The organism is Pantoea sp. Cy-640 (genome assembly GCF_011752635.1).
In the GTDB taxonomy this organism is placed as follows: Bacteria; Pseudomonadota; Gammaproteobacteria; order Enterobacterales; family Enterobacteriaceae; genus Pantoea; species Pantoea dispersa.
Genome location: NZ_VWXB01000004.1, coordinates 32,171 through 57,236 on the forward strand (window position 1 = coordinate 32,171; position 25,066 = coordinate 57,236).

The following is a 25,066-nucleotide window of genomic DNA, read 5'->3' on the forward strand; positions in this document are numbered from 1 at the left end:
GATTGTTATGAACAAAGACGAAGCGAGCGGAAACTGGAAGCAGTTTAAAGGGAAGTTTAAAGAGAAATGGGGCAAGTTAACCGATGACGATTTGACCGTGATCGAAGGGAAACGCGATCAGCTGGTGGGTAAAATCCAGGAACGTTACGGTTACGCCAAAGATGAAGCTGAACGTGAATTGAAAGACTGGGAAAGTCAAAACAAAGATTACCGCTGGTAAGTCTCCCGCTTTAAGGATGATGCTCCTACCCGCTGATCGTTACGATCGGCCTGGCACACGGACGTGCCAGTTACCCTTTACGCACCTTCTTCTTACTTTCCACTTCATGATCGTGCTGGCAGCTACCCGGCTGCGTGCAGGCTGCCACTTCGGCACAGTTTTCACACAGGCCGTGCGCCTCAATAACGCTATGACGTAAGGTAAAACCTGCCTGATCGGCCAACCCTGCAATGATCTTTTCCACGCCGTGCGCGTGCTTCTCACTGACGGCGGCACAGTTGTCGCACACCAGCATCACCGAGGTGTGCGCCGGCTCGTCGAAATGGTGGCACACCACATAACTATTATTTGACTCTACCCGATGAATAAATCCCTGCTCCAGCAGGAAATCCAGCGCGCGATAAATAGTCGGTGGTTTCGCCTGGGGTTCACTGATGCGCAGCTGGTCCAGCAAATCGTAAGCGCTAATGGAACCGTTCTGCTCCGCCATCAGGCGCAACACTTCTGCGCGCTGCGTAGTGAGGCGCACGCCACGGTCAAGGCACAGAGATTCAGCCTGCGTGAGCAGTTGTTCGGGCGTGAGGTTTGGCATAAGCATTCTCCAGGTGATGGGTGATGTTATTTTATCACACAAACTTTTACGCTGCTGCCATTGCTTTTTTACCTTATATCATCCAGGAAATGTCCGGCTTTCAGCCACTTATCTGCCGCGTTACGCCCTGGTCCCTCCTTCTGTTAAGCCATGCTTTTCCTTCCTGAGTTTTTTCTCACAGGTTAACCCATCTTTTTGCTTTGCAACTCACTGACTTAGTGGCTATGGTTCAAAAGGTTTTAAGTAATTTCTGGCATCAATTTAGCTGACGTTCATATTTCTGCATAAAATAACAGCAGAATGGTGCGGGCGTGACCAATTCTGCGAATAGCAATGCTAATTCCTTTCAATTCACAGCAATAAAGCGTTAGCCAGCGTTCAGAATAGGGCTAATAAACTATTCCGTCGTAGAGACAGTCCACGACAATTAAAAGGTGATGGCAGACTCATGGTGAAGACATTATTCAGACGCAAGAAAATTGCTTATGTTGTTGGTTTTAATGCGGTATTTGTTACCACATCAGCATTTGCTGCTGGCACCTGGTACGACGCGCGTAACGATGCCATGGGGGGAACCGGTGTCGCTTCCTCAACCTGGAGCTCGGCAGTGCTGGCTAACCCGGCATTGATGACCAAAGCGCAGCCTGAAGATAACGTCAGCATCATTTTTCCTTCAGCCGGTGTGCAGATTACTGACAAAGACAAATTAGTGGATCGCGTAGACGAAATTACTGATACGGTGGACCGCTATCGTGACGTGATCAACAACATCACGCTGCCGGAGATCATCAATGGCGCGCCTCAGGTCAGAGCCGCGGCAGGTGATATGGCCAATCAGCTGCGCGATCTGCGCGGTGATAAAGCGAATGGCACCGCAGGCGTGGCGTTAGCCGTCAGCATTCCCAACGAGACCCTTCCTTTCGCCTTCATCACCAAAGCCTACGGCACGGCACACATCCGCGCTAACGTGGTACAGAGCGATATTGATTATCTGGATCAGGTCGCAAATGGCCGCATTCCCTTGCCGGGCGACCAAAATAATCTGCGCTCCAGTGCCAACGGCCTGGCTGCCCTGATCACCGATTACGGCGTCGCAATGGCACATGAGTTCACCATCGCCGGTCACCCGGTCTCCGTTGGCGTCACGCCAAAGCTGCAGAAAACCTGGCTGTATAACTACACCGCCAGCGTTTATAACTACGACAAGAATGATATTAACGATAGCCGCTATCGCAGCACCGATACCGGTTTCAACGTCGATGCCGGTATCGCTACCGACTTCGCGGAGAACTGGACGTTCGGCGTGACCGGGCAGAACCTGGTCTCGCGCGATATCGACACCAAAGAGGTTAACGGCTATCGCGATACGTATCAGATTCGCCCACTGGTAACTACCGGACTGGCGTGGAATCGCGGACCCTTTACCCTGACCGGCGATGTTGATCTGACGGAAACCAAACGTTTTAAATCGCAGGAGAGCAGTCAGTACGCTGGCGTGGGTGGTGAATATCGCGTGCTGGACTGGCTGGCGCTGCGTGCCGGCTATCGCGCGGATATGAAGTCGAATGACACCGATGTGTTTACGGCCGGTCTCGGCGTGTCACCGTTCAACAACGCGGTGCATCTGGACCTGGCCGGTTCGGTCGGGAAAGACAATACCTGGGGCGCCATGGTGCAGCTCGGGTTTAACTTCTGACCACACGGTGACGGGCGGCTGTGTCGCCCGTCACAGCTGTGATATCATTGCGCAGTTTCTCATCACTTAACTGCGGATTTACTGCGTTTCATGACCGATACATTCTCTTCGCAACGTTTCTCCATCGCCCCGATGCTGGACTGGACCGACCGTCACTGTCGCTATTTTCACCGTCAGCTGAGCGGCGACACGCTGCTGTACACCGAAATGGTGACCACCGGCGCCATCATCCACGGCAAAGGCGACTATCTGGCCTATAGCGAGGCGGAGCATCCGCTGGCGCTGCAGCTGGGCGGTAGCGATCCGGCCGCGCTGGCAACCTGTGCAAAGCTGGCAGAAGCGCGCGGCTACGATGAGATCAACCTGAACGTCGGTTGTCCGTCCGATCGGGTACAGAACGGCCGTTTTGGCGCGTGCCTGATGGGTGAGGCGGCGCTGGTCGCGGACTGTATCAAAGCGATGCGCGATGTGGTCAGCATTCCGGTCACGGTGAAAACCCGCATCGGTATTGACGACCAGGATAGCTACGCCTTCCTGTGCGATTTTGTCGGCACCGTGGCGCAGCAGGGCGGTTGTGATACGTTCATTATTCATGCGCGTAAAGCGTGGCTGTCGGGTCTCAGCCCGAAAGAGAACCGTGAAATTCCACCGCTCGATTATCCGCGTGTTTACCAGCTGAAGCGGGATTTCCCGGCGCTGACCATAGCGATCAACGGCGGCGTTAAGACGCTTGAAGAGGCCAAAGCGCATCTGCAGCACCTGGACGGCGTGATGATGGGGCGCGAGGCCTATCAAAATCCCGGCATTCTGGCGCAGGTTGATCGCCAGCTGTTTGGCCGCGAGACACCGGTGGCCGATCCGGTCGCCGTGGTGCGTTCCATGTACCCTTACATCGAAGCCGAACTGGCCCAGGGCACTTATCTGGGACACATTACGCGCCACATGCTGGGCCTGTTCCAGGGCATTCCCGGCGCGCGCCAGTGGCGCCGTCATCTGAGCGAAAATGCCCACAAACCGGGCGCCGACGTCCGCGTGCTGGAAGCGGCGCTGGCGCTGGTGGCCGACCGCATCGTGCAGGAAGCCTGATCCCGCGAGCCGGCCTGGTCAGGCTGGCAGGACGGTTTAAACCGCACGGTTTCATCGTGCGGTTTTTAATTCACCACCAGTTAGTCAATTTCACCAAATCAACTTCCCCTCTGTCCTGCATCAAAGCGATAATTCAATGGCTTAGCGATCGTTACGACCTGGCACGTATCTTGTAATACCTTCTGCATTACTGATACAGGAGAGCGCTCGTGGAAATATTATTCGTTATCGGCTTTTTTATGATGCTGCTACTGACTGGCGTATCGCTGCTGGGCGTGATCGCCGCGCTGCTGGTGGCCACCGTGGTGATGTTTCTCGGCGGGCTGTTTGCGCTTGTTATAAAATTGTTGCCGTGGCTGGTGCTGGCGGTGGTCGCCGTGTGGCTGTATCGCGCATTTACCACGCCGCAGGGAGAGGTGAAACTTAACCGGCTGAAAAGGAAAATCAGCGACTTAGAGAAGAGAAGCTGGCGCTAAATGCGGTTACGATCACAGAGTTGGTGATTGCTTAGTACGAATTCGCAATTAAACATATTTTTTACTTATGTTTTCTGTCAGGATAGGTAAAGAAATTCAGACGAATTCATCGCCGCTGTCCCTACACCAGCGCGAACTATAAAAAAGAAAGAAAAGGGCTTCCTTCGGGAAGCCCTTCATCATTTCTGCTATCAGGGAATTAACAGGCTGGAACCCTGAGTGGCACGACTCTCCAGCACCTGATGCGCACGTACCGCATCGCTCAGGGCAAATTTCTGCTGCTCCGGCACGTTAAGCTGAATAGCGCGGCTGGCGATAAGCGAAAACAGTTCCCCGCTGGCGCGATCGAGCTCTTCACGGTTGGTGATATAGCCAAACAGGGAAGGGCGGGTGACAAACAGCGAGCCTTTCTTGTTGAGAATGCCGAGGTCAACGCCGGTTACCGGGCCGGAGGCATTACCAAAGCTCACCATCAGGCCGTGGCGGCGCAGGCTGTCGAGGGAGGGTTCCCAGGTATCTTTGCCCACTGAGTCGTACACTACCGCCACTTTTTCACCGTTGGTCAGTTCGCTGACGCGCTGGGCGATATCCTCTTCGCGATAATTGATGGTGGCCCAGGCGCCGGCATCTTTGGCGATCTGCGCTTTCTCCGCAGACCCGACGGTGCCAATCAAATGCGCGCCCAGCGCTTTCGCCCACTGACAGGCAATCAGGCCCACGCCGCCTGCGGCGGCATGAAACAGGAAAATTTCATCGGCTTTTACTTTGTACGTCTGACGCAGCAGATACTGCACCGTCAGGCCCTTGAGGAAAGAGGCCGCAGCCTGCTCAAAGCTGATGCTGTCCGGCAGAATCACCAGCCGATCTTCTGCCACATTGTGCAGCTCGCTGTAGGCACCCAGCGCGGCCTGGCAATACACCACGCGATCGCCCGGCTTGAAACGCGAAACCGCGCTGCCCACTTTTTTCACGATGCCTGCCGCTTCAGTGCCGAGGCCGGATGGCAGCGAGGAGACCAGATACAATCCGCTGCGCACGTAGGTATCGATGTAGTTAATACCAATCGCCTTGTTCTCCACCTGAACTTCATGGTCGGCGGGATCGGCTGGTGTGAAATCGACCCATTGCAATACTTCCGGGCCGCCGTGCTGGTTGAACTGAATTCGCTTTGCCATTCTGACTCCTGTGATTGTTCATCCTGGGACGGTATACTTGCGCGTCCCTTTCACGATCGGTAATGCATTCACTATGGCAGGAAATAAACCCACCAACAAATCGAACGAACCCCGCGATCGGCAGCTCGAAGGCGTGAAAATGCCGCCGCACTCTCTCGAAGCGGAGCAGTCGGTGCTCGGTGGGTTGATGCTGGATAACGAACGCTGGGATAACGTCTCCGAGCGCGTGGTCGCGGAAGACTTCTTCAACCGTTCGCACCGCATGATTTTCTCTGAAATGCAGCGCCTGCTGGAAGCCGGTCAGCCCATTGATCTGATCACCCTGTCAGAGTCGCTGGAAACGCGCGGTGAGCTGGAGATGGCGGGCGGCTTTGCCTATCTGGCCGAGCTGGCAAAAAATACCCCAAGTGCGGCAAACCTCGGTGCTTATGCCGACATCGTGCGTGAACGTGCGGTGGTGCGTGAGATGATTTCGGTGGCTAACCAGATCGCTGATGCCGGTTACGATCCGCAGGGCCGCAGCAGCGAAGAGCTGCTGGATTTCGCTGAATCCAACGTCTTTAAAATTGCCGAACAGCGCGCCAATAAGGATGAAGGCCCGCAAAATATCGAGCAGATCCTCGAAGCGACGGTATCGCGCATTGAAGCGCTGGTGTCAACGCCGCACGATGGCGTGACCGGCGTCGATACCGGCTATCAGGATCTCAACAAGAAAACCGCCGGTCTGCAGGGTTCAGATCTGATCATTGTCGCGGCGCGTCCGTCGATGGGTAAAACCACTTTCGCCATGAACCTGTGCGAAAACGCCGCCATGCTGACAGACAAACCGGTGCTGATTTTCAGTCTCGAGATGCCCAGCGAACAGCTGATGATGCGTATGCTGGCCTCGCTGTCGCGCGTTGATCAGACGCGTATCCGTACCGGTCAGCTGGAGGATGAAGACTGGGCGCGCATCTCGGCCACCATGGGCATCCTGTTAGAAAAGAAGAACATGTTCATCGATGACTCGTCCGGTCTGACGCCAACCGAAGTGCGTTCACGCGCGCGCCGCGTGTTCCGTGAAAACGGCGGCCTGAGCATGATCATGATCGACTACCTGCAGCTGATGCGCGTACCGGCGCTCTCCGACAACCGTACGCTGGAGATCGCCGAGATCTCACGCTCGCTTAAAGCGCTGGCGAAAGAGCTCAATGTACCGGTGGTGGCGCTGTCGCAGCTTAACCGCTCGCTGGAGCAGCGCGCCGATAAGCGTCCGGTTAACTCGGATCTGCGTGAATCGGGGTCGATCGAGCAGGATGCGGACCTGATCATGTTCATCTATCGTGACGAGGTGTATCACGAAAACAGCGATCTGAAAGGCATCGCCGAGATCATCATCGGTAAACAGCGTAACGGCCCGATCGGCACCGTACGTCTGACGTTCAACGGCCAGTGGTCACGCTTTGATAACTACGCCGGACCGCAATACGACGACGAATAATCGCGCTTCCGCAGTTGCATGCACGATTTGTGCATGCATTTCACGTCATCAGAAAATAGTGTTGGACAACCTCGTCAATTATCAGGTTATCTGTAGCAAAGCGAATCCTATAACGCTGTGGACACAGAATGACTCAGGTAGACGATTACGACCTTAAGATACTGACACTACTACAATCTAACGGCCGCCTTACCAACCAGGAACTCAGTGATTTAGTCGGACTTTCGGCGTCGCAATGTTCACGCCGGCGCATTAATCTCGAACAGGCAAATCTTATTCTCGGCTATCACGCGCGGCTCTCGCCGGACGCGGTAGGGCTGGGCATGGTCGGCTTGATCGAGGTGCGACTAAAAAATCACACGCCCGATTACGAAGAGAGTTTTCACCGCATGGTGGAGCAGGAAGCGGCGATTGTCGACGCGTTCAAAACCACCGGCGACGCCGACTATCTGTTAAAAGTCGCGGTGGCCGATTTAGCGGCGCTGAGCGCGCTGATCAGTCAGCTCGTCGCTGGCCATCAAAGCGTGGCGCACGTGAAAACCTCGGTGGTACTCAACCGTTTAAAAGAGAACGGTTTGATGATGATTCCCGAGCACAAAGTGCGCCAAAAGAGTGCATGATGTGCCAGTGTGGTGCAGATTTCTGCCATTTTTCGCGTAAAGCGCGCACCAGAAACCGAATTTGTGCATGAATCGATTATTTTACGGCAGATTGATGCACATAAACCTGCAATAAAGCGCCTTAGTTATCAATTGGATAATCGCTGGCACCCATCGGCGGCGACAGGAAGCCGCCGATGTGGTGCGTTTTTTGCAAATGAACGCCATCATTTGCAAAGAGATCGCGCCATGGATAACGCTGTACAACCTTCCCGCATTCCCCACACCCGTACAGAAGATGCGCTGGCTATCGTGCTTGGCACGCTGATGGTGTCGTTTGGCGTCATTTTGCTGAAACAGGCGGGCGCGCTGACCGGCGGTACGGCGGGCGTGGCTTTTCTCATCAGCTACCTGTCGCCGCTCTCGTTCGGCAGCGCCTTCTTTCTGATTAACCTGCCGTTTTACTGGCTGGCCATTCGTCGCATGGGCTGGGAATTTACCCTGAAAACCTTCTGTGCGGTGGGGCTGGTATCGCTGTTCACCCATCTGCACCCGCTGTTTATCCATTTTTCTGCGCTAAATCCGTTTTATGCGACATTGTTCGGTAACGTGGTGATGGGGATTGGGTTTATAGTGTTGTTTCGTCACAAAGCCAGCCTCGGTGGTATCAATATTCTGGCGCTCTGGCTGCAGGATCGCTCTGGTCTGCGCGCCGGCAAACTGCAAATGGCGCTGGATACCTGTGTGGTACTGGCCTCGCTTTTTGTGGTATCGCTGCCGATGCTGCTGGCCTCCATCGCCGGCGCGGTGATGCTCAATCTCATCATCGCCATGAATCACCGTCCCGGCCGCTATTTTGTTTGATGACGTCGACCCACACATTTATGAATAATCATGGAGATCTGCACCGTGTTTCAAAACGTTGATGCCTATGCTGGCGATCCGATTCTGTCGCTGATGGAAACCTTCAAACAGGACCCGCGTGACCACAAGGTGAATCTGAGCATCGGCCTCTATTACAACGAAGCCGGCATCATTCCTCAGCTGCAGGCGGTGGCCGCCGCGGAAGAGCGTTTGCAGGCGCAGCCACATCAGGCTTCGCTCTATCTGCCAATGGAAGGGCTGGGTCCGTACCGCAACGCCATTGCGCCGCTGCTGTTTGGTAAAGAGCACCCGATGCTGCAGGCGGGGCGCATTGCTTCCATCCAGACGCTGGGCGGATCCGGCGCGCTGAAAGTGGGCGCAGATTTCCTGAAGCGTTACTTCCCGGACGCCAGCGTATGGGTCAGCGATCCGACATGGGAAAACCATGTGGCGATCTTTAACGGTGCCGGTTTTAACGTTAACACCTACCCATGGTACGACGACGCCACCAACGGCGTGAAGTTCGATGCCTTCATCGCCAAACTGAAAACGCTGCCGAAGCAATCCATCGTGTTGCTGCATCCGTGCTGCCACAACCCGACCGGTGCGGATCTGACCAACGCGCAGTGGGATCAAACCGTTGAGGTCCTGAAAGCGCAGGAGCTGATTCCGTTCCTCGATATCGCCTACCAGGGCTTTGGTGCCGGTATGGAAGAGGACGCTTACGCGATTCGCGTGATTGCCGCGGCGGGCCTGCCGGCGCTGGTGAGCAACTCCTTCTCGAAAATCTTCTCGCTGTACGGTGAGCGCGTTGGCGGCCTGTCGATTGTCTGCGACAGCGCAGAAGAGTCGGCACGCGTGCTGGGTCAGCTGAAAGCGACCGTACGTCGCAACTACTCCAGCCCGCCGAACTTCGGTGCTCAGGTGGTTTCCTGCGTGCTGAACGACGAAGCGCTGCTCAACAACTGGCTGGCGGAAGTGGAAGCGATGCGCCTGCGCATCATCGAAATGCGCCAGGTGCTGGTCAATGTGCTGAACAGTAAACTGCCCGGCAAAAACTTTGATTATCTGCTGAAGCAGCGCGGCATGTTCAGCTACACCGGCCTGAGCGCGCAGCAGGTGGATCGCCTGCGCGAAGAGTTCGGCGTGTACCTGATCGCCAGCGGCCGCATGTGTGTCGCCGGCCTTAACAGCCGCAACGTCAATCAGGTGGCTGAGGCGTTTGCTGCTGTAATGTAATTGACGCGATGCCTGTCAGCCGCGCGGCTGGCAGGCACTCGTTCAGCCATCCACGCATTGTCTGTTCCCGCTGTACCTTCTGCCGCACCCCGCTTTTCCACGCTCTTCTTTGCCGGCTATGCTGGCTGGCGGCCGCATTCCGCATGGGTATAACACCTTAACTCCGGGTAATCGGGACGGGTCTTGTGTGTTCCTGTTAGTGAGGGCGCTATTTTTTGCCGGCGCGCTTTGGCGCACTGCCAGAGCGCTCGCCAATCACAATAAGGAACCGCCCATGAGCTATTTCCCTTCCGCACTGAAACCCCTCTGCATTGCCATGACGCTGGCGCTCGCACTGCCTGCTGCGGCCGTTGAGCTGACGCGTGATAACGGCGCGCCGGTCGGCGATAACCAGAATTCACAAACTGCCGGCGCTAATGGCCCGGTGCTGTTACAGGACGTGCAGCTGATTCAAAAGCTGCAGCGCTTTGATCGTGAACGTATTCCGGAACGTGTGGTGCACGCACGTGGCACCGGCGCGCACGGTGAATTTCGCGCCAGCAAAGATATCAGCGATCTGACTATCGCTGAGGTGTTTAAACCGGGAACGGTGACGCCGGTCTTTGTGCGCTTCTCCAGCGTGGTGCACAGCAAGCATTCGCCGGAAACGCTGCGCGACCCGCGTGGTTTTGCCACCAAATTCTATACCAGCCAGGGCAACTGGGATCTGGTTGGCAACAACCTGCCGGTATTCTTCATCCGAGATGCGATCAAGTTCCCTGATATGGTGCACGCGTTTAAACCGGATCCGCGCACTAACCTCGATAACGATGCGCGCACCTTCGATTTCTTCTCCCACGTACCGGAAGCCACGCACGCGCTCACCATGCTGTTCTCCAACATGGGCACGCCGGCGACCTATCGCGAAATGGACGGTAACAGCGTGCACGCCTACAAGTTTGTGAACAGCAAAGGCGAAGTGCACTACGTGAAGTTTCACTGGAAAACGCTGCAGGGCGAACGCAACCTCGATCCTACTGAATCGGCAGCGATCCAGGGCCGCAGCTACAGCCACATGACAGAAGATCTGGTGGCGGCGATTAACCGCAAAGCGTTTCCGAAGTGGGATCTCTACATTCAGACCATTAAAGCCAGCGAACTGGATAAGTTCGATTTCAATCCGCTCGACTCCACCAAAATCTGGCCGAACGTGCCAGAGGTGAAAATCGGGCAGATGGTGCTGAATCGCAACGTCGACAACTTCTTCCAGCAAACCGAGCAGGTGGCGATGGCGCCGTCCAATCTGGTGCCGGGCATTGAGCCGTCTGAAGATCGCCTGCTGCAGGGCCGCCTGTTCTCTTATGCTGACACCCAACTGTACCGCGTGGGCACTAACGGCCTCAGCCTGCCGGTCAACGCGCCGCGTGTACCGGTCAGCAACGGCAATCAGGATGGCCTGATGGATAGCGGTAACGCCGATGACAAGGGCGTTAATTACCAGCCAAGCCGCATCTATCCGCGTGAAGAGCTGCAAAGCGCGCGTTACAGCCATACGCCGCTTAGCGGCAGTACGCAGCAGGCGATAATCGCCAAACCGCAGAATTTCCGCCAGGCAGGGGAACTGTATCGTTCCTTTAACGCGAAAGAGCGGGGCGATCTGATCACCTCTCTCGGTGGCGCGCTGAAAAGCGCCGACGCGCAAAGCCGGCTGGCGATGCTCTCGTTCTTTTATAAGGCCGATAGCGAGTACGGCACGCGTCTGGCGGCGGTAACGCAGGACGATATCACCACGGTAAAAGCGCTGGCTGACAAGCTGAGCGACTGATGCGCCGGCGGCAGAGCAAGCGCTCTGCCGCTTTTTCCCGCTGAAGGGTTTACCTTTCGCCGACATGCTGCACACTTAAGTAAACGGTTTAACCCAGGAATGTGGCATGTGGCAGCAACAAACTCTCACGCTGAGCGCGAAGGCGCGCGGCTTTCATCTGATCACCGACGAGATTGTCGGCCAGCTTAATGGCTTAACGGACCTGCGCATCGGCCAGCTGCATCTGCTGTTGCAGCACACCTCAGCGTCGCTGACGCTCAATGAAAATTGCGATCCTACGGTGCGCAGCGACATGGAGCAGCACTTTCTGCGGCACGTTCCAGAGGATGCGCCCTATCAGCACGACTATGAAGGCGCTGACGATATGCCGGCGCACATCAAATCGTCACTGCTTGGCGTATCGCTGCTGATCCCGGTCAGCCGCGGCAAACTGCTGCTCGGCACCTGGCAGGGGATCTGGCTGGGCGAACATCGGGTACACGGCGGCGCGCGGCGCATCGTCGCCACCTTACAAGGGGAATAAAACATGAACACGTCGGATTTACTGACCTACTGCATGAGCAAACCGGGCGCTTCACAAAGTTATAAAGATGAGTGGGACGCAACCCAGGTGAAGAGCGATGGCGTGCTGTTTGCCATGGTGCATGACGTTGAAGGGCGACCGGCGTTGTCGCTGAAGACCTCGCCCGCGCTGGCGGAGTTGTTGCGCGATGAACACCACGATGTGTTTCCCAGTGAACATCTCAATAAGTCGCACTGGAGCACGCTGTGGCTGGATGGATCGCTGAAGGATTCGCAGATTTACTATCTGGTTGATGCATCGTGGCAACAGGCTGACGCCACGCGCGCGGCGGGCGTCAGCCATGATGATGAGACGCGCTGATTAAGCCGCAGACTCTTCACGCAGGGTGTTGATATCAATCACGAAGCGATACTTCACGTCGCTTTTCAGCATGCGCTCGTAGGCGTCGTTGATTTGGTTCATGGCGATCAGCTCGATATCCGAAGTGATACCGTGCTTGCCGCAGAAATCCAGCATCTCCTGGGTTTCGGCGATACCGCCAATCAGTGAACCGGCAATGCTGCGACGCTTGAGGATCAGGTTAAACACCTGCGGTGCCGGGTGATCGTGCTCCGGCGCGCCGACCAGCGTCATGTTGCCGTCGCGCTTCAGCAGGGCGATAAACGGGTTGAGATCGTGCTGCGCGGCGACGGTATTTAAGATGAAGTCGAAGCTGTTGGCGTGCTGCGCCATCTGGTCAGCCTCTTTCGAAATCACCACTTCGTCAGCGCCGAGGCGTTTGCCGTCTTCAATTTTTGACGGTGACGTGGTGAACAGCACCACGTGCGCGCCCATCGCATGCGCGATCTTCACGCCCATATGGCCGAGGCCGCCCAGACCGACGATACCGACTTTTTTGCCGGGACCGACATTCCAGTGACGCAGCGGAGAATAGGTGGTGATACCGGCGCACAGCAGCGGCGCAACGCCCGCCAGATCGAGGTTTTCCGGTACGCGCAGCACAAAGCTTTCATCAACCACCATGCTGGTGGAGTAGCCGCCGTAGGTGATGGCGCCGGTTTCACGATCCTGGCCGTTGTAAGTGCCAACAAAGCCGTTTTCACAGTACTGCTCGAGTCCTTCCTGACAGCTTGGGCAGCTGCGGCAGGAGTCGACCATACAGCCGACGCCGACTAAATCGCCCACTTTATATTTGTGCGTGTGCGCGCCAACGGCGGTGACGCGACCAACAATTTCATGGCCTGGCACCACCGGGAATACGGTGTTGCGCCATTCGTTGCGCGCCTGGTGCAGGTCCGAGTGGCAGACGCCACAGTACAACACTTCAATCTGCACATCATGAGCGCGCAGTTCGCGCGGCTTATAATCGAACGGGGCGAGTTTGGCTTTCGCGTCCTGTGCGGCATAGGCATGCGTAATATTCATGGTGTCTCCAGTCAGATGTGTCGTGAGTATTTTTTGCGAGGGGTCCGTTCAGTGATGACACTGAAGGACAAAGGCGCGTCAGCGGCGCCAAAAAGGAACGCAGTAAGAATAGTCAGCGGGACGCGATGCGTATATGCCTGAAGTTGTCTGTTTCTTGCCTGTTTCTGCATTTGCTAAGGCATTCAGACAATGGCACCGGCTGGCGAGTAACCGGAGCGGTGAGCCGTGGCGAGATCAGAAAAAACGCGCCGCAACAGCGGGTGCGGCGCGTTAAACCTACTTTTTCAGCATCGGCTTGAGGAAGCGTGCAGTATGCGATTTTTCGCACTGTGCAACGGTTTCCGGCGTACCGGCCACCAGGATTTCACCACCGCCGCTGCCGCCTTCCGGACCGAGATCGACAATCCAGTCAGCGGTTTTGATCACGTCGAGGTTATGCTCAATCACCACGATAGTATTGCCCTGATCGCGCAGCTGATGCAGCACTTCCAGCAGCTGCTGGATGTCGGCAAAATGCAGGCCGGTGGTCGGTTCATCGAGAATGTACAGCGTCTGACCGGTACCGCGCTTCGACAGTTCACGCGCCAGTTTAACGCGCTGCGCTTCACCGCCGGACAGCGTGGTTGCCGACTGGCCAAGACGAATATACGACAGGCCGACATCAATCAGCGTCTGCAGCTTACGCGCCAGCGCAGGTACCGCATCAAAGAACTCACGCGCCTCTTCGATGGTCATCTCCAGCACTTCGTGAATGCTCTTGCCTTTGTATTTAATCTCCAGCGTTTCGCGGTTATAGCGTTTGCCTTTGCACTGATCGCACGGCACATAAATGTCCGGCAGGAAGTGCATTTCGACCTTAATCACGCCGTCGCCCTGACAGGCTTCACAGCGGCCGCCGCGCACGTTAAAGCTGAAGCGGCCCGGATTGTAGCCGCGCGAACGCGCTTCCGGCACGCCGGCAAACAGTTCACGCACCGGGGTAAAAATCCCGGTGTAGGTGGCCGGGTTTGAGCGCGGCGTCCGGCCGATCGGGCTTTGATCGATGTCGATCACTTTATCGAAGTGCTCCAGCCCGGCGATCTCACGATACGGTGCAGCTTCACCGCTGGTGGCACCATTCAACTGGCGCTGCGCAATCGGGAACAGCGTATCGTTAATCAGCGTTGATTTGCCGGAACCGGACACGCCGGTGATACAGGTAAACAGCCCAACCGGAACCGTCAGCGTGACATCCTTGAGGTTATTACCGCGCGCGCCGCTCAGTTTCAGTACTTTGGACGGATCGCCTTTCACCCGCTCTGCCGGCACCGCGATTTCACGCTTGCCGCTGAGGAACTGACCGGTGAGAGAATCTTCGTGCGCCATGATGGCATGCACATCGCCCTCGGCTACCACCTGGCCGCCGTGCACGCCAGCGCCCGGACCGATATCAATAATATGGTCAGCGGCGCGAATCGCGTCTTCATCATGCTCAACCACGATCACGGTATTACCGAGATCGCGCAGGTGAATCAGCGTCGACAGCAGGCGCTCGTTGTCGCGCTGATGCAGACCGATGGACGGTTCATCCAGTACGTACATGACGCCAACCAGACCGGCACCAATCTGGCTCGCCAGACGAATACGCTGTGCTTCACCGCCGGACAGCGTTTCCGCTGAACGCGACATCGACAGATAATTCAGGCCGACGTTGACCAGGAAGCTCAGGCGGTCGCCAATTTCCTTCAGCACTTTCTCGGCGATTTTGGCGCGCTGGCCGCTCAGCTTCAGATTGCGGAAGAAGTCCATGGCGTGGCCGATGCTCATATCCGAGATGGTCGGCAGGTTGGTGTCTTCCACGAACACATGGCGCGCTTCACGACGCAGGCGCGTCCCTTCGCAGCTGGCGCAGGCGCGGTTGCTGATAAACTTCGCCAGCTCTTCGCGCACCGCGTTGGATTCCGTCTCTTTGTAGCGGCGCTCCATGTTATGCAGCACGCCTTCGAACGGATGACGACGCACCGAGGTATCGCCGCGATCGTTGATATATTTGAACTCAATGTTCTCTTTGCCGGAGCCGTACAGAATCACTTCGCGCGCTTTGTCGCTCAGGCTATTGAACGGCGCTTCGACATCGAAATCCAGATGTTCCGCCAGCGAGCGCAGCATCTGGAAATAGTAGAAGTTACGGCGATCCCAGCCGCGAATGGCGCCACCGGCCAGCGACAGCTCCGGATTTTGAACCACGCGATCGGGATCGAAATATTGCTGGACGCCGAGGCCGTCACAGGTCGGGCAGGCACCGGCCGGGTTGTTGAACGAGAACAGGCGCGGCTCCAGCTCACGCATGCTGTAACCGCATACCGGGCAGGCAAAGTTAGCTGAGAACAGCATCTCTTCGGTATCGGGATCGTCCATATCCGCGACGATCGCCGTGCCGCCACTCAGTTCCAGCGTCGTTTCAAAGGATTCGGCCAGACGCGTCGCCAGATCGTCACGCACGAGGAAACGATCGATCACCACCTCAATGGTGTGTTTCTTCTGCAGCTCCAGCTTGGGTGGATCCGACAGATCGCACACTTCGCCATCGATACGTGCGCGGATGTAGCCCTGCGCCGCCAGATTTTCCAGCGTTTTGGTGTGCTCGCCTTTGCGATCTTTTACCACCGGTGCCAGCAGCATCAGGCGCCGACCCTCTTCCTGCGCCAGGACCTGATCGACCATCTGGCTGACGGTTTGTGCCGCCAGCGTGACGTTATGATCCGGACAGCGCGGCTCACCCACGCGGGCAAACAGCAGACGCAGGTAGTCATGAATTTCAGTGATGGTGCCGACGGTCGAGCGCGGGTTGTGCGACGTCGATTTCTGCTCAATGGAAATGGCAGGCGACAGTCCCTCGATGTGGTCTACGTCCGGTTTCTCCATTAAGGAAAGAAACTGGCGCGCATAGGCAGAAAGCGATTCAACATAGCGGCGCTGGCCTTCGGCATACAGCGTATCAAATGCCAGCGAAGACTTACCGGAACCCGACAGACCGGTCACTACAATGAGCTTGTCGCGTGGGATGATCAGGTTGATATTCTTCAAATTATGGGTGCGAGCACCGCGGACTTCAATCTTATCCATTCACCTTTCCCGGATTAGGCAACGCTCGCCATGCCTTGCCAGCACGACCAGCAGAAACGCATCATTATGGCACAAAAAATAAACTGAATAAATATCCAGTGTTTTTGCTATCCTGTCACGGTCGAAAAACTGGAATCCCGCTCGAAAGTGGGAAGCGTCATTGTGACGTGATACAATTTTTCGCTTAGACTTTTAGCATCAACTCATCGGGAGACAGCAACATGGCCAGTCGTGGCGTAAACAAAGTGATTCTTGTCGGGAATCTGGGTCAGGATCCGGAAGTGCGCTACATGCCGAATGGTGGCGCGGTAGCCAACATTACGCTGGCCACGTCAGAGAGCTGGCGCGACAAGCAAACCGGTGAAAACAAAGAGATCACCGAGTGGCACCGCGTCGTGCTGTTCGGCAAGCTGGCTGAAGTCGCCGGCGAATATCTGCGTAAAGGTTCGCAGGTCTACATTGAAGGCCAGCTGCGCACCCGTAAATGGCAGGACCAGAGCGGCCAGGACAAATACACCACCGAAGTGGTGGTGAACGTGGGCGGCACCATGCAGATGCTGGGTGGTCGTCAGCAGGGCGGCAGCGGCGGTGGCGCACCGATGGGCGGCCAGGGCGGCGGCAACAATAACGGCTGGGGCCAGCCGCAGCAGCCACAGGGTGGGGGCAACCAGTTCAGCGGCGGCGCGCAGCAGCGTCCACAGCAGCAGAGCGCACCGGCGAACAACGAACCACCAATGGATTTCGACGACGATATCCCGTTCTGATTGGCGTACCGATCAACGCGTCATCCAGCCCTCGCTTCTGCGAGGGTTTTTTTATGTCCTGATAAGGCGGCGATCAAACATAAACGGTAATGCTTTCACGCCCGTCAGATAGTCACTAAAGGCAGGATGGAGAGGGTTCAGGATGGCGTTGTTTTCCATCGGGATAATCGTGGAAGGTAGCATCAGCGCGGCACCTTCAGCGGATTGCAGCCAGCCGGTGCCGAGATCCATTGTCGACAGTGGCGCTGGATCATGACGCCAGTCCGGCGGTAAAAATGCTTCAGCAAGATAGGCAACTTCAGCATCGGGGATGTCGATACTGAATAAGGTGTACTCATCCAGTACCGACTCTCTTCCGATATGGACCAGCACTTCCAGTGCCGCCAGTGACACCGACGTGGCAACATAAACGGTGGGATAGCCTTTATGATTCCAGCGTCCACCATACTGTTTTGCCCCATAACCGGACCAGGCTTCAGCCGCATACTGGCTCTTCGTCAGCCGATAAAAAATCACGAGAAAACACCGTGCTCCAGACGGCCGATCAGATCGAGCACATCCAGCGCACCGCTCTCCGTCGTCAGTAAGGTGATGGGGGCTACATTGCCTAACCCTTTCACCGGTCGGCTCAGCCACTGGGTGGCCTCTTCTTTATTACCAGCAAAAAGCTGAACGGCGGCATCCATCACGCGGACGAAGCGGGCGACACGTTCACTCTCGTCGGGTGACAGACTTTTACCCGTGCTTTTACGACGGGCAATGTTGCGTTCATTAATCCCTGTGACCTTCATGATTTCGGCGCGCGTCATGGCCGACCAGTGACGGATATCATCAATGACGGCCACCGGCAAACCGGCTTCCAGCATACGCGTTAACTCAATACCACGTGGAGGCAGGCCTGCAACCCGCCACAGCGCGTTGTCATTGGCTCCAGGCTGAGGAATATAAGCTCGCATGTGAAAAACTCCATACAGACAAGTGTCATGCTCTATTATTGACACTTGTCAGATTATTTCAATAGCGCAACCCTTAATGCGCGCGCCACTCCCGTAGTAATTCTTCCGTGGTTTTAACCCGCACCGGATTGCCCGGCATGATCAAATCCGCCCACACTTCGTTGTGCTGATTAATAAGTTGCTGCGCCGACACATAAGTGCGATCGGCGGTAGTGTGGGCGTCGGCCGCCACGGTGATGTGATAGCCAAGGCTGGCCCCGACTTTGATGGTGGTATCGACGCAATAATCGGTGGCGCAGCCGCAAATGACAAAGCTTTCAATCTGATGCTGTTCAAGCTGCGCCGCGAGCCCGGTTTGCCAGAAGCTGTCGCAGGCGGTTTTGGTGATGTAAAGCGCGCCGGCGGGTTGTTCCAGTTCGGCGACTATGTGCCAGTCTGCGGAGTCAGCGGCTAAATCCGGCCCGCTATGCTGAATAAAAATGACCTGATCGGCGGCGGCCATCAGCTGATTAATGCGCGCGCAGCGTCCGGCGCGGTCGTAACGCGGCGTTGCCAGCACGCCATTTTGCATATCCACTACCATTACCACCCGTTGTGCCATTGTCGCCTCCTTTATAGGTCAGGCCCCAGTGTCGCGCTAAGGGGGAGGCGCGTAAAGCGATTGGGCTTTGCTTTTTTGGTGCGCGCCGCGCATGCTTACTGCCTGATAGCGTATGGAGGTGTGTGGTGACGGTGGTTCTCGAAGTCTTTCCCTGTGAGCAGGATCGTGCGCAGTTTCAGCACTTTGCTGAGCTGCCGGGCATTGAGCTTTATCAGGCGCACATCTCCCGCTATGCTTTTGAGCCCCATACCCACGAAGCCTTCGGGATTGGCACCATTGAATCCGGCGCGCAGCGCTTTCGCTACCGCGGCACCAATTATGTCGCGCCGGTGCATTCGCTGGTGATGATGAATCCCGATGAACTGCATACCGGTGAATCGGCCTGCGCTGAAGGCTGGCGTTATCGCATGATCTATATCGATCCGGCGGAGATGGATCGGCTGACCGGCGATCGCAACTGGTGGTTCAGCGATGCGCTGCGCACCGATGCGCGTCTGGCACAACCTTTCTCTCACGCGCTGGCACAGATGTGGCAGGCGCAAAGTGCGCTGGAGCGGCAGGGCGCGCTGCTGGATCTGCTGGAGTGGCTGCGTCCGCTGGCGCAGCAGGGCGTCGCGCGGCCGCGCGAAGGCGCCCACCGCTTTGATGTGGTAAAAGCCTGGCTGCGCGATAACCTGGCAGAGCCGGTGCGGCTGGAGGAGCTGGCGGCGCTGGTATCGCTGTCGCCGTGGCATTTTCTGCGCAGTTTCAAACAACACTTTCACGTCACTCCCCATCAAATGCTGATGGCCTTCCGCCTGTTCGAGGCCAAACAGCGGCTGGCGCAGGGCGAGAGCGCCGCCAGTGTGGCGGCGGCGGTTGGCCTCACCGACCAGGCGCATCTGACGCGGGCGTTTGCCCATCGCTACGGCATCACGCCGGGACGCTACCAAAAGCAGGTGTTCAGCGGACGTTAACCGCAATCTGCTACAAGCCTTTCACCTTTTCCTGCGCCACACTGTGGCGGACTAAAGATAAAGGAAAGGTGTATGTTTGCAGGAATAGTGTTTGCCCTCGCGGCGGGGCTGATGTGGGGCATGATTTTTGTCGGGCCGCTGCTGATACCCGATTATCCGGGCACGTTGCAATCGGCGGGTCGCTATGTTGCCTTTGGTCTGGTGGTGCTGCCGCTGGCGTGGCTTAGCCGGCGCCGGCTAAAACAGCTGACGCGTCCGGACTGGACGGAGGCGGTGAAGCTGTCGCTGGTGGGCAATCTGCTCTATTACGCCTGCCTCGCCAGCGCGATTCAGCGCACCGGCGCACCGGTATCAACCATGATCATCGGCACGCTGCCGGTGGTGATCACCGTCACCGCTAACCTCTGTTACGGCCATCTCGAAGGGCGCCTGCCATGGCGCCGGCTGATGCCCGCACTGGTCATCATTGCTGCCGGTCTGGGCTGCGTTAACGCGGCGGAACTGCACGGGCAGGGGCCGGCATTTGATCTCTGGGGCTATTTGAGTGGCCTGCTGCTGGCGGTGCTGGCAGTGGTGTGCTGGACCTGGTATCCGCTGCGCAATGCGCGCTGGCTGCGCGAACATCCTCAGCACAAACCGTCGAGCTGGGCCACCGCGCAGGGGCTTGTGACATTGCCGCTGGCGCTGGTGTTCTATGGGCTGGTGAGCCTGCAGATTCACTGGCAGCAGCCCGATTTCGCTTTGCCGTTCGGCCCGCAGCCGGCGCGTTTTATCTGGCTGATGCTGGCGATTGGTTTGTTCTGCTCATGGCTGGCGGCGCTGTGCTGGAATGCCGCCAGTCAGCGTTTGCCAACGGTGGTGATGGGGCCGCTCATCGTATTCGAAACGCTCTCTGGCCTGCTGTGGACCTTTATTTACCGCCAGAGCTGGCCACCGCTGCTCACCAGCATCGGTATCGGCTGTCTGATCGTTGGCGTGATCTATGCCATGCGCATTAAACCGCAGCGGCTGACCGCACTTCCTTAACCCTGCCTCGCTGCTGAGTGATCCACTCAGCAGCGCTTTCCCCTGATATTTTAGGAATTTGACCAGCCGATAATCCCGCCTCAGTGACCTGATGCTGGCCGCCACGCGCACGCTATATAACCGACCAGCGCTACGGCCGCCCGGTTTTCATTCTCTTCCGCTATAAAACTCCCTGCCGTCAGTACGGTAAAAGGCCGACTTTCGCTGCCTTTTAGCGTTCCGGAGGGATAAAAAAAGCGCATATCGGGCAACAATTCGCCGGTTTAGCGCGTAAAAAACGCTTCGCCAGTCGGATTTTTACCCGGCTGTGGCACTGAAATTCCAGCGTAAGAAGCCACCTTAGCCTTAAGCGTGACCGGTATTGTTAAGAATGATTCCCAACACCTGCCAGAAAAAAAGATTAAAGATGACGATGGATTTAAGCGCAGTATTTACCGTGGATAACCGTTTTTCGGCTTTATAGTTTAAACATCATAACGTTTTTGAACCGGAGTATTCCTGGTGTGGTTTAAGAGTTAGCCGACTAGCGCTGATCGCCAAAGCGATCATAAACGCAGCGGCCAGATCCAGTTTAAAACTGAGCCAATGTGTGAGCGGTTACACCATGTTGTTCATTAACGCTTAACAGAATTGTCTGTGATCAGGTCTGATTATTAGTAATCGTGAAGTAATAGACTAAGCACCAATCTCACCAAAATGAGATTGGGCTAAGTCTAAATGGCTTGAAACGCGAGGCTTTTGCTGGTGTGAATCAATTTTACCGCAAAAAAGGAAGTGATTCCGTGATGGCATTCATCAGGAAAAAGTGGTTCGAATTGTTATGTAGCGAATGCCGAATTTAATGATCTTCATCTCTTCTGGTAAGAACAAATCTCAGCATTAAGTCATATAACATCGGCCTCAATGGTATTAGCGATTATCGGAACCGGAAGGGTAATGATAAACGCTACGGCTAATATCCAGTAAACGACAGCTGCGACGGGTACCGATGTCGAAAGTGGTTTGCAGGAAGTTGACCGCCTGACGCTTTTCATTCGTAGTGAAGAAGTTTTTCAGCACGCTTTGCAGCATCTCCTTGTCGGAGCTCAGGGTCTGCAGCTCGCGCGTAAGGTTCTGCAGTTTATCCTCCAACTCCTTGATTTTTCGACCCTCCTCTGAAGAAAGCCCGGAGAACTTCTTCTTCCAGCTATAGAAGGTGGCCTCGGAAATGCCCAGCTCCTCACAAATCTCCCTGACTTTCACTCCCGTTTCAGAAGCTTTAATGGCATTTGTGATTTGCTCTTCGCTATATCGTGACTTTCTCATAAATGCTCTTACCTTTCTTATCAATTAGTGGATGAGAATTACTGTATTAATATCTGGTACTGCAAAAACGGTATTAATGCAGTATTAAAGTGCGCGATTAGAATTGCGAGGGTTAAATTAAGTTATTTAGAATAAATATCATCATGGGATAAATCTTATTTTATTCTGAATGCCATTGAACGCCTTCCTGGTGCTGGGTTTTTGATATAGATTCATTCCATCCCAAATGCAGAAAAATACGACAATCATTGGAAATTCGGCATAGCCTGCTTGCAAAAAACTCAGGATATGCCTGTGAACTTTTGTCCTGAATTCGGGTTGAAATCGTTTACATCCATCGGGCTTCGCACCAGGTTTAATCGGAATTTTCCTGAATTTAATCGCTAAACTCTGACGCGAGTCTCATTTTTCGGACCAGCCTGGTTTGAAGTTATTAAATTGTGTCAGGCCCACTGAGCGCTTGTTAATTCATTTCAAGGACGTTGTACCGAAAAGCAGTTGCTGTACGTAATACTAAGGACCAGTCAATGAAATTGAGCGTAATGTCTAATGCCGCCTGGATGATGTCTGAGAAGATCGTCTCGGTATTCGGCGTCATATTTGTGACCTCCTACGTGGCAAAATCCTTTGGCCCAACGGTGTTTGGTCAAATGGCGTTTTCGACCTCGCTGTTCTCCATGGTGCAAACCGTGGCGATTTTTGGTACCGAAACCATCCTGTTCAAGCGCATCAGCAAAAGTGCGCCGAAAGGCCTGCGGTTAATGGCCGTGGCGCGGACCATGCGCCTGGTGCTGCTGTTGCTGACATCAATCCCGGTGTTGATTTGGGTCTGGTACAACATGCAGGAAAACTTCCTTGCGTTTGCACTGGCCTCGTTTATCTCGTCGGTGTTTGTCACCCAGGACACGTTCAGCGTTTATAACAATGCGCGGCTGGCGTCGCGGCTCAATACCATTGCCAACTCGGCCGGCTTGCTGCTGGGCTTTGCCATGAGCTTCACCATCGCCTGGCTGCACCTCAATCCACTGTGGCTCACCGCCTCGATTGTGGCCGTCACGCTGGTGCCGTATGCCATCAAGCGCGTCAATTTCTATCGCGAACATCAGGATCTGGCGCCGCCGCAGGATAAGCGCACCACCTACCTGCGCTACCTGATGTATGCCGGCCTGCCGCTGGCCATCTCCAGCATCTTTATCTCGGTGCAGGTGAAGGCCGCACAGATGTTCCTCGCGGGCATCGCCTCAGCGCGCGACCTTGGCCTGTTCGCCGCTGCGAATACCATTTCGGCTTCCTGGATTTTTATCCCGGTTGCCATCATCACTTCCTGCTTCTCGGAGATTTTCCGCGAGCGTGGAGCAGCCGCGATCAAGCTCACCGCGCGGCTGAACGGCTATGTCATGGGAGTTTCATTGCTGTTATTAGCGGTGATCGCCTTGTACGGCGAAAAAATCATCATCGCTTTATATGGTCACGAGTACACACAGTCCGGAAGTCTCATTACGTTACTGTCGTTAGCAACCTGCTTTTCGGCAATGGGGACCGTCGCTTATCGCTACATGGTGAAAGAGGGCGGGTTTAACTATCTGTTGAAGAAGATCATTTGTCTGATGGTCATCAGCCTGCCGCTGTCGTGGTGGCTGATCCAGGGCTACGGCATCATGGGTGCCGCCTGGAGCGTCTTCATCACGGAGTTACTGTCCCTGACCGTAATGAATTACTTCTTCAAAAACGGCGTCATCCAAAAAATTCAGGTTTCCTCACTCAACTACAAAACCTACAAATGAGGTCAGATATGATCAGGTTGAAAGACGAACTCAGAAGAAGCGTACAGTATTTCATCAAAAAGATGCCCTGGGCTTACCAGGATCGCATCTACTACTTTCACAAATTCCGTAAGCTGCCGAACCTGCGTCAGCCGAAGGTGTTCAATGAGAAAGTGCTGTATCGCAAATTCGTCTACGGCGACTACCAGTGCTATGGCCGCCTGTCGGACAAGTTTTCGGTGCGTGAGTACATTGCCGAAAAGGTGGGCAGTGAGTATCTGATTCCGCTGGTTTATGAGACCAGCGATCCGCACTCACTGCATACGCTGCCGAGCTGGAAGAACACGGTTATCAAGCCGAATCACGGCTCCAACATGGTTGAGATCCTGCTGGAAGAACCGGATGCGCTGAAAAAACAGCAAATTATCAGCGACTGCCAGCGCTGGCTGAAGACCGACTTCGCCAACGAGGCGCGCGAGATTCACTATCGCTATATTAAGCCGCGCATTCTGGTGGAGAAGTACATCGGCGATGGCAAAACCGCGCCGATCGATTACAAGTTTCACATGTTCAACAAGCGCGACGGCAATTTTGAATATGTGCTGCAGGTGATCTACAACCGCTGTAATCCGCTGCTGTCGATGAACTTTTACGTCAACAATCTTAACGAGGCGTATCACAAAATCCGTGATACCGGGCTGGATGTGTCACCGCTGCTGCCACAGCTGCAGCACGCGCTGGCGCTGAGTAAAACGCTGGCTAGCGACTTCGATTATGTGCGTGTGGACTGGTATATCGATGGCGAACAGATCTACTTCGGTGAGCTGACGTTCACGCCAGGCGCCGGGCTGGTCACCGGGTTGGATCGGGGGCTTAATCAGATGATGGGTGATATGTGGATTCAGGATCGTCGCGATACGCAGAGATCGGACGTCACGGTGCCGGAAGTACCACTTCCAGCCGTATTGAAGAAAATTTGAAATCACACAGCAAAATAAAAAACCCCGCTTAGCGGGGTTTTTTATGCGCCGCGTTTACGGCATTGGCCAGTCGGCGGGTGTCTGACTCATCACCTGAATAAACGCTTCTTTGGTGATGGACATAAAGTTATGCACGTTTTCCATGCTCAGCGTAATGCCGAGCAGACCGGTAACGAACCAGCATGACATCGCTACGCCCACGCCGCCGCACATCAGCGCCATCACGTGGTGGCTGTTCTGACGCAATTTAATTTTCATGGTGCTGGCGAAGAACATCATTAGCGCGCTGAGCAGTTCCCAACGCATGACGATCAGACTGGTAGTTAACGTAGCCATCGGCGAAAAACCTCTTGAGATCAGTAATATCCCTGACATTCATCGGACATCACTGGCGGCAGACAAGGGAGGTCAGGGAAGCCCTTCTGTCGTCT

25 protein-coding genes are annotated in these 25,066 nt (G+C 55.4%); 16 read left to right on the forward strand and 9 right to left on the reverse strand.

Going from position 1 to position 25,066, the window contains the following annotated elements; translation table 11 throughout:
* Nucleotides 1-7: 7 nt before the first annotated feature.
* A complete protein-coding gene (locus F3J36_RS11685; RefSeq protein WP_021507857.1) occupies nt 8-220 on the forward strand; it encodes a CsbD family protein in 213 nt (70 codons plus the stop codon).
* A 70-nt stretch (nt 221-290) separates the two neighbouring features.
* Here F3J36_RS11685 and zur read toward each other — a convergent pair whose 3' ends face one another.
* Nucleotides 291-812, reverse strand: coding sequence for a zinc uptake transcriptional repressor Zur (gene zur, locus F3J36_RS11690; protein WP_088515725.1), 522 nt, complete (start codon nt 810-812; stop codon nt 291-293).
* A gap of 448 nt (nt 813-1,260) precedes the next feature.
* Here zur and traF point away from each other — a divergent pair, with 448 nt between their 5' ends.
* The 3 genes from traF to pspG all read left to right on the forward strand — a co-directional run bounded on the left by traF (nt 1,261) and on the right by pspG (nt 4,070).
* Nucleotides 1,261-2,508, forward strand: a complete 1,248-nt coding sequence (gene traF, locus F3J36_RS11695; protein WP_088515724.1) for a conjugal transfer protein TraF — start codon at nt 1,261-1,263, stop codon at nt 2,506-2,508.
* Nucleotides 2,509-2,598: 90 nt separating this feature from the next.
* Entirely contained in the window at nt 2,599-3,594 is a 996-nt protein-coding gene (gene dusA, locus F3J36_RS11700) for a tRNA dihydrouridine(20/20a) synthase DusA (RefSeq protein WP_088515723.1), read from the forward strand.
* Nucleotides 3,595-3,803: 209 nt separating this feature from the next.
* Nucleotides 3,804-4,070 carry an envelope stress response protein PspG gene (gene pspG, locus F3J36_RS11705; protein ID WP_058770016.1) on the forward strand — a complete coding sequence of 89 codons (267 nt, stop codon included), beginning with the start codon at nt 3,804-3,806 and terminating at the stop codon, nt 4,068-4,070.
* Nucleotides 4,071-4,261: 191 nt separating this feature from the next.
* On the opposite strand, the gene F3J36_RS11710 is transcribed toward pspG, so the two are convergent.
* The gene (locus tag F3J36_RS11710; RefSeq protein WP_166719756.1) at nt 4,262-5,245 is read right to left on the reverse strand and encodes a quinone oxidoreductase; all 984 of its coding nucleotides are present in this window, start codon (nt 5,243-5,245) and stop codon (nt 4,262-4,264) included.
* A 73-nt stretch (nt 5,246-5,318) separates the two neighbouring features.
* On the opposite strand from F3J36_RS11710, the gene dnaB reads away from it, so the two are divergent.
* The 7 genes from dnaB (at nt 5,319) to F3J36_RS11745 (ending at nt 12,114) form a co-directional block, all read left to right on the forward strand.
* Nucleotides 5,319-6,725, forward strand: a complete 1,407-nt coding sequence (dnaB, locus tag F3J36_RS11715; protein ID WP_021507851.1) for a replicative DNA helicase — start codon at nt 5,319-5,321, stop codon at nt 6,723-6,725.
* A 128-nt stretch (nt 6,726-6,853) separates the two neighbouring features.
* Nucleotides 6,854-7,345 (forward strand): Lrp/AsnC family transcriptional regulator, encoded by a 492-nt coding sequence (locus F3J36_RS11720; RefSeq protein ID WP_058757562.1) that lies wholly within the window; start codon nt 6,854-6,856, stop codon nt 7,343-7,345.
* A gap of 228 nt (nt 7,346-7,573) precedes the next feature.
* Nucleotides 7,574-8,188: a YitT family protein gene (locus F3J36_RS11725; RefSeq protein WP_021507849.1), complete on the forward strand. Its 615-nt coding sequence runs from the start codon at nt 7,574-7,576 to the stop codon at nt 8,186-8,188.
* Between the two features lie 45 nt (nt 8,189-8,233).
* Entirely contained in the window at nt 8,234-9,427 is a 1,194-nt protein-coding gene (locus F3J36_RS11730) for an amino acid aminotransferase (protein WP_031279758.1), read from the forward strand.
* A 316-nt stretch (nt 9,428-9,743) separates the two neighbouring features.
* Nucleotides 9,744-11,231, forward strand: a complete 1,488-nt coding sequence (locus F3J36_RS11735; protein WP_371742020.1) for a catalase — start codon at nt 9,744-9,746, stop codon at nt 11,229-11,231.
* Nucleotides 11,232-11,337: 106 nt separating this feature from the next.
* Nucleotides 11,338-11,754, forward strand: a complete 417-nt coding sequence (locus tag F3J36_RS11740; RefSeq protein ID WP_021507846.1) for a secondary thiamine-phosphate synthase enzyme YjbQ — start codon at nt 11,338-11,340, stop codon at nt 11,752-11,754.
* 3 nt (nt 11,755-11,757) lie between these two features.
* Nucleotides 11,758-12,114 carry an MmcQ/YjbR family DNA-binding protein gene (locus F3J36_RS11745; protein ID WP_021507845.1) on the forward strand — a complete coding sequence of 119 codons (357 nt, stop codon included), beginning with the start codon at nt 11,758-11,760 and terminating at the stop codon, nt 12,112-12,114.
* Here F3J36_RS11745 and F3J36_RS11750 read toward each other — a convergent pair whose 3' ends face one another.
* Together F3J36_RS11750 and uvrA are read right to left on the reverse strand one after the other, a co-directional pair.
* Complete coding sequence (locus F3J36_RS11750) at nt 12,115-13,179, reverse strand: NAD(P)-dependent alcohol dehydrogenase (RefSeq protein WP_058757558.1); 1,065 nt, start codon at nt 13,177-13,179, stop codon at nt 12,115-12,117.
* 276 nt (nt 13,180-13,455) lie between these two features.
* Nucleotides 13,456-16,284, reverse strand: a complete 2,829-nt coding sequence (gene uvrA / locus F3J36_RS11755) for an excinuclease ABC subunit UvrA (protein ID WP_166719758.1) — start codon at nt 16,282-16,284, stop codon at nt 13,456-13,458.
* Between the two features lie 221 nt (nt 16,285-16,505).
* Here uvrA and ssb1 point away from each other — a divergent pair, with 221 nt between their 5' ends.
* Nucleotides 16,506-17,048 (forward strand): single-stranded DNA-binding protein SSB1, encoded by a 543-nt coding sequence (gene ssb1 / locus F3J36_RS11760; RefSeq protein WP_166719759.1) that lies wholly within the window; start codon nt 16,506-16,508, stop codon nt 17,046-17,048.
* Between the two features lie 51 nt (nt 17,049-17,099).
* Here the strand turns inward: ssb1 and F3J36_RS11765 are convergent, their stop codons facing one another.
* The 3 genes from F3J36_RS11765 to F3J36_RS11775 form a co-directional block, all read right to left on the reverse strand.
* Complete coding sequence (locus F3J36_RS11765; protein WP_132465737.1) at nt 17,100-17,564, reverse strand: RES domain-containing protein; 465 nt, start codon at nt 17,562-17,564, stop codon at nt 17,100-17,102.
* Nucleotides 17,561-18,004 (reverse strand): antitoxin Xre/MbcA/ParS toxin-binding domain-containing protein, encoded by a 444-nt coding sequence (locus F3J36_RS11770; protein ID WP_058757556.1) that lies wholly within the window; start codon nt 18,002-18,004, stop codon nt 17,561-17,563. The genes F3J36_RS11765 and F3J36_RS11770 overlap by 4 nt, the downstream gene beginning before the upstream one ends.
* A gap of 73 nt (nt 18,005-18,077) precedes the next feature.
* Complete coding sequence (locus F3J36_RS11775) at nt 18,078-18,605, reverse strand: isochorismatase family protein (protein WP_166719760.1); 528 nt, start codon at nt 18,603-18,605, stop codon at nt 18,078-18,080.
* A gap of 125 nt (nt 18,606-18,730) precedes the next feature.
* Here F3J36_RS11775 and F3J36_RS11780 point away from each other — a divergent pair, with 125 nt between their 5' ends.
* A complete protein-coding gene (locus tag F3J36_RS11780; RefSeq protein WP_166719761.1) occupies nt 18,731-19,561 on the forward strand; it encodes an AraC family transcriptional regulator in 831 nt (276 codons plus the stop codon).
* A gap of 72 nt (nt 19,562-19,633) precedes the next feature.
* The gene (locus tag F3J36_RS11785; RefSeq protein ID WP_104093916.1) at nt 19,634-20,587 is read left to right on the forward strand and encodes a DMT family transporter; all 954 of its coding nucleotides are present in this window, start codon (nt 19,634-19,636) and stop codon (nt 20,585-20,587) included.
* Between the two features lie 909 nt (nt 20,588-21,496).
* Here the strand turns inward: F3J36_RS11785 and F3J36_RS11790 are convergent.
* The gene (locus F3J36_RS11790; RefSeq protein ID WP_031279757.1) at nt 21,497-21,892 is read right to left on the reverse strand and encodes a transposase; all 396 of its coding nucleotides are present in this window, start codon (nt 21,890-21,892) and stop codon (nt 21,497-21,499) included.
* A 527-nt stretch (nt 21,893-22,419) separates the two neighbouring features.
* Here F3J36_RS11790 and F3J36_RS11795 point away from each other — a divergent pair.
* Both F3J36_RS11795 and F3J36_RS11800 read left to right on the forward strand, forming a co-directional pair.
* Nucleotides 22,420-23,676: a polysaccharide biosynthesis C-terminal domain-containing protein gene (locus F3J36_RS11795; protein WP_058757552.1), complete on the forward strand. Its 1,257-nt coding sequence runs from the start codon at nt 22,420-22,422 to the stop codon at nt 23,674-23,676.
* Between the two features lie 8 nt (nt 23,677-23,684).
* Nucleotides 23,685-24,635, forward strand: a complete 951-nt coding sequence (locus F3J36_RS11800) for an ATP-grasp fold amidoligase family protein (RefSeq protein WP_031279756.1) — start codon at nt 23,685-23,687, stop codon at nt 24,633-24,635.
* Nucleotides 24,636-24,689: 54 nt separating this feature from the next.
* Here the strand turns inward: F3J36_RS11800 and F3J36_RS11805 are convergent, their stop codons facing one another.
* Nucleotides 24,690-24,971 (reverse strand): YjcB family protein, encoded by a 282-nt coding sequence (locus F3J36_RS11805; RefSeq protein WP_058770027.1) that lies wholly within the window; start codon nt 24,969-24,971, stop codon nt 24,690-24,692.
* Nucleotides 24,972-25,066: the final 95 nt, after the last annotated feature.